General features: G+C 59.9%; 3 protein-coding genes. 1 reads left to right on the top strand and 2 read right to left on the bottom strand.

The annotated features are described in order from the left end of the window. Positions 1-665: 665 nt before the first annotated feature. Positions 666-1,604 carry an NAD(P)-dependent oxidoreductase gene (locus NKH99_RS32450; RefSeq protein ID WP_353017936.1) on the bottom strand — a complete coding sequence of 313 codons (939 nt, stop codon included), beginning with the start codon at positions 1,602-1,604 and terminating at the stop codon, positions 666-668. 145 nt (positions 1,605-1,749) lie between these two features. Between NKH99_RS32450 and NKH99_RS32445 the strand changes: the two genes are divergently transcribed. Next, positions 1,750-2,646: an NAD-dependent epimerase/dehydratase family protein gene (locus tag NKH99_RS32445; RefSeq protein WP_352475054.1), complete on the top strand. Its 897-nt coding sequence runs from the start codon at positions 1,750-1,752 to the stop codon at positions 2,644-2,646. Positions 2,647-3,575: 929 nt separating this feature from the next. On the opposite strand, the gene NKH99_RS32440 is transcribed toward NKH99_RS32445, so the two are convergent. Next, positions 3,576-3,780 (bottom strand): hypothetical protein (locus NKH99_RS32440; protein ID WP_353017934.1); only part of this gene is annotated, 205 nt, incomplete at its 5' end.

Raw genomic sequence — 3,780 nt, 5'->3', positions numbered from 1 at the left:
GAGGGCGCGCGGCAGCGTTCCCTCCCCCTTGTGGGGAGGGTTAGGGTGGGGGTCCATCTTCGTAAGAATCCAAATGCGATTGCCCAGCGCAACAGAGGGGGGAGATTGGATGCCATTTCGGCTGTCGCTGATCATCAACGCTAGGCAATGAGGGCGGCGACCTCGGGTGGGAACGGAATTCGGACTTTTTTGCCTTCGCAGCTATTTTGTTCTTGCTTTGTGCCGGCAGCTATGCTATTAATTTGCGTATGGTGCCAATTGGCTCCAACGACCCGCCCGCCGAGGCGGTTTTTTTGTTTTTGGCTTCCTCCGATCGGAAGTGCGCGTGCTTTGGTGCACAGACTTCTCGCCAATACCGACGTTATCGGCCGGTTTCGGCGCTGATTCGATCGTTTCTCGGCCAACTGCGTGTAAGTCGGGTCAACCAGCAACCAAGGTCGATCATTCCCGTTAGTCGCAAATCGCAAATTTAGAGATTAGTCTAGCCGAAACCCTCCCTTCGTCATCCCTGGGCGGAGCAAGGAGCGAAGCGACGCGGCGCAGACCCTGGGATGACGAAGGTGTGGTGTCATATGCTAATCGCCAGCGTCGGAGATTGGCGGATGTAGCTGGTCGGCAGCGAACGTTTGCAGTTGCGACACTCCCAGGCGTTAATCCCAACGTTCTCAGATCGTCTGCTTCTTGCCATCCCTGGTCGGCATCAGGTCGACGCCGTTGACCTTGCCGATATGCGTCGCCAGCATCGGCACATACTGGTCGGCGGGGCCGGCCGCGAAGGCGCCGGCGAAGGCGTTCTTGGTGGCGTTGCCGAGCGGGTTGGCGATGCCGGCAGCACCCGCCATCGATTCGAGATAGGTAAGATCCTTGAAGGCGTTGGCGATGGTGAATTTGTGCGCGTCGCGGTCGCCTTCCAGCGTCCAGCGCATGAAGGTCTGGTAGAAGCCGCAATCCATGCGGCCGTTGCGGATGACGCTGTCGAAGCGCGGCGGCGAGATGCCGACCTTCTGCGCCAGCGCCAGCGCCTCGGAATAGATCGCGGCGTAGCCGAGCGAGATGAAATTGTTGAGCAGCTTCATGCGATGGCCGTCGCCGGTATCGCCGATATGGACGATGCGCCCAGCCCAGGTTTCGAGCACCGGCTTCAGCCGGGCAAAGACCGCATCGGGCGCGCCGACCATGGCGTCGAGCGTGCCTTCCCAAGCCTCCTTCGGGGTGCGGCTGAGCGGGGCATCGACATAATCGACGCCGAGCCCCTTGAGTTCGGCGGCCAGCGCCACCGTCGAGACAGGATCAGAGGTCGAGCAGTCGACGACAACCGATCCCGGCTTCAGGCCTTCCTTGAGACCGCCTGGGCCGCGGATGATGGCTTCGACCTCGCGCGAGCCGGTGACGCAAATGAAGACAACCGTCGATGCCGCCGCGACGTCGCGCGAGGTCTCCGCTTCCTTGGCACCGCGGCCGAGCAGGTCTTCCGCCGGCGCGCGGTTCTTGCGGCCGAGAAACGTCAGCGGATAGCCCTTGTCGACGATGTTCTTCGCGATCCCGTGCCCCATCAGGCCAAGCCCGATGAAGCCGATCTTTTCGCTCGCGGCGGTCGTGTTCATGTCGTTTCGTCCTATTTGCAATGATGGATGACGGCGCTGCAGCTTGCCGGCGAATTGTTGAAGCGGGTTTTTGCCGCTCGCCGTGGCAGGCGATTGCAGAGTTCGATATTGTCTGACAATACACATGAATCTTAGGGAGAGCAAAATGACGAAGCGGATCATGTTCACCGGCGGCAGCGGCAAGGCCGGGCGCCACGTCGTGCAGTATCTGGTCGAGCAGGGCTGCCAGGTGCTCAACATCGACACCAAGCCGCTCGACAATCCCAAGGTGCGCACGCTGATCACCGACATCACCGACAGCGGGCAGGTGTTCAATGCGCTGTCGAGCTATATGGGCCTGCATGAATTCGACCCGTCGCTGCGTACGCAGCCGGTCGATGCCGTGGTGCATTTCGCGGCGATCCCGCGCATCATGATCACGCCCGACAATGAGGTGTTCCGCATCAACGCGCTCGGCACCTATAACGTCATCGAGGCCGCGGTGAAGCTCGGCATCCGCAAGGTGGTGATCGCCTCCAGCGAAACGACCTACGGCCTGGTCTTCGCCAACGAACCGCGCAACCCGACGCATTTTCCGCTCGACGAGGCGTACGACGTCGACCCGATGGACAGCTACGCGCTGTCCAAGGTCGTCAACGAGAAGACGGCGCGCGCCTTTGCGCTGCGCAGCGGCTTCGACATCTACGCCTTGCGCATCGGCAACGTCATCGAGCCGCATGAATATTCGCTGTTTCCGAAATGGTTCGCCGATCCAGGTTTCCGCAAGCGCATCGCCTGGAGCTATATCGACGCGCGCGATCTCGGCCAGATCACGCTGCGCGCCATCGAGAAGGACGGACTCGGCTACCAAGTGTTCAACGCCGCCAACGACGACACCTCGTCCGACCTGCCGACAGCCGAACTGCTGAAGCGGTTTTATCCCGATGTGCCGGTCAAGGGTGAACTTGGTGAATACGAGACGCTGCTCTCCAACCGCAAGGCACGGGATATGCTCGGCTTTCGGCCGGAGCACAGCTGGCGGAAATACGTCAAGACGAGCTGACGGACGCAGCAGACGCGATGGCGGTGCGCAATGGGTTGGCATCGTAGCCCTTGTCGGCGAGCACCATGGCACCTCGGGCAAAATCCTTGATCAAGTCCGCTGTGGAGGCGATGTCGCTCTTCTGGCCTGCCGGAATGGACGATCTTTGCGGGATGATGGACGCCGTTGCGCCTAAGCCGGGCAAGCATGGGCCGTATCAGAAGCGAATCGCCTGACCGGACTATCTTGCTAAGTCGGCATCGTTGACCTATCTAGGCTCTAGCGCTCCCGTCACCTTCATGCCAATGTTTGGAACTACAGGGGCGCGGGTGAGTTAGGCTGGGTGGCTAGACCACAGCAAGGTAATGGCGCATTAACCGCCGTGGCCTGAAAGGAACAAAGCCCCTAGGGAGCATGCGATGGTTGCCGTTTTAGAACGCATCCTCCACTCGGTCGCGAGTTGGGGACGCGCATCGCGCAGTCCGAGTCAGCCGGTCATCAGCCCCAGAGGTGAACCCGCTCCTGAGGTTTACCGGATTGGCGAGTATTACGCTGATTACAGCGCGCTCACCGATGCGGAGTTAGTTGCGTCTGATCCAGAAGCGGATGCACTCATTGCGCGCAGCAGAGTAGTTTCCTCTAAGCGCTTGTGATAGCCACCCCTTATGGGGTGGACGTTCCTTCAAATCGACACGCTGCCAGACCCAGGCAACATTGTTTGGTGCAGATTTCCTATTCGTGAGCGACCAGGTCAACCTGGGCCGTGGTCGCGTCCTTCACTTGTCCTTGGGAGCGATATCCACGAGGACCCTCAAACGAACACACGATTTGGCAGTGTGCTAGTTTGCTATGGCACCGATTTGCAAAAGATAGGGAAAAGGCTCCACTTCCCGATCGCAACCAAGGCCCGCGCAACCGAAATTGGGCTACACAAGCCGACTGCTTTCGGACTAAATGGCGGCAACGTTAAGCGCCTTATTCGGTGCTCGGAATTCTTCGTTCCTCCCGACTATATACGGAATCAGCGGCTGGCCATCGGTCAACTGAACGATGCTGAGCGAGCAAGTTTGAGTGACGTTGCCCCCAGTTTCTATCCAGTTTTGAGTTCGTTTCCGGCGTGGGTTGTGCCCTGCTGGGCGGGTGAAGCGACGGGCG

The organism is Mesorhizobium sp. M0854 (genome assembly GCF_040319815.1).
In the GTDB taxonomy this organism is placed as follows: Bacteria; Pseudomonadota; Alphaproteobacteria; order Rhizobiales; family Rhizobiaceae; genus Mesorhizobium.
Note: the sequence above shows the minus strand (reverse complement) of the source record. Positions and strands in the feature narration are given on the sequence as shown.

Coding starts and splice junctions, on each gene's coding strand:
- NKH99_RS32450 (WP_353017936.1), bottom strand. CDS start 1,604: ATGAACACGACCGCCGCGAGCGAAAAGATCGGCTTCATCGGGCTTGGC.
- NKH99_RS32445 (WP_352475054.1), top strand. CDS start 1,750: ATGACGAAGCGGATCATGTTCACCGGCGGCAGCGGCAAGGCCGGGCGC.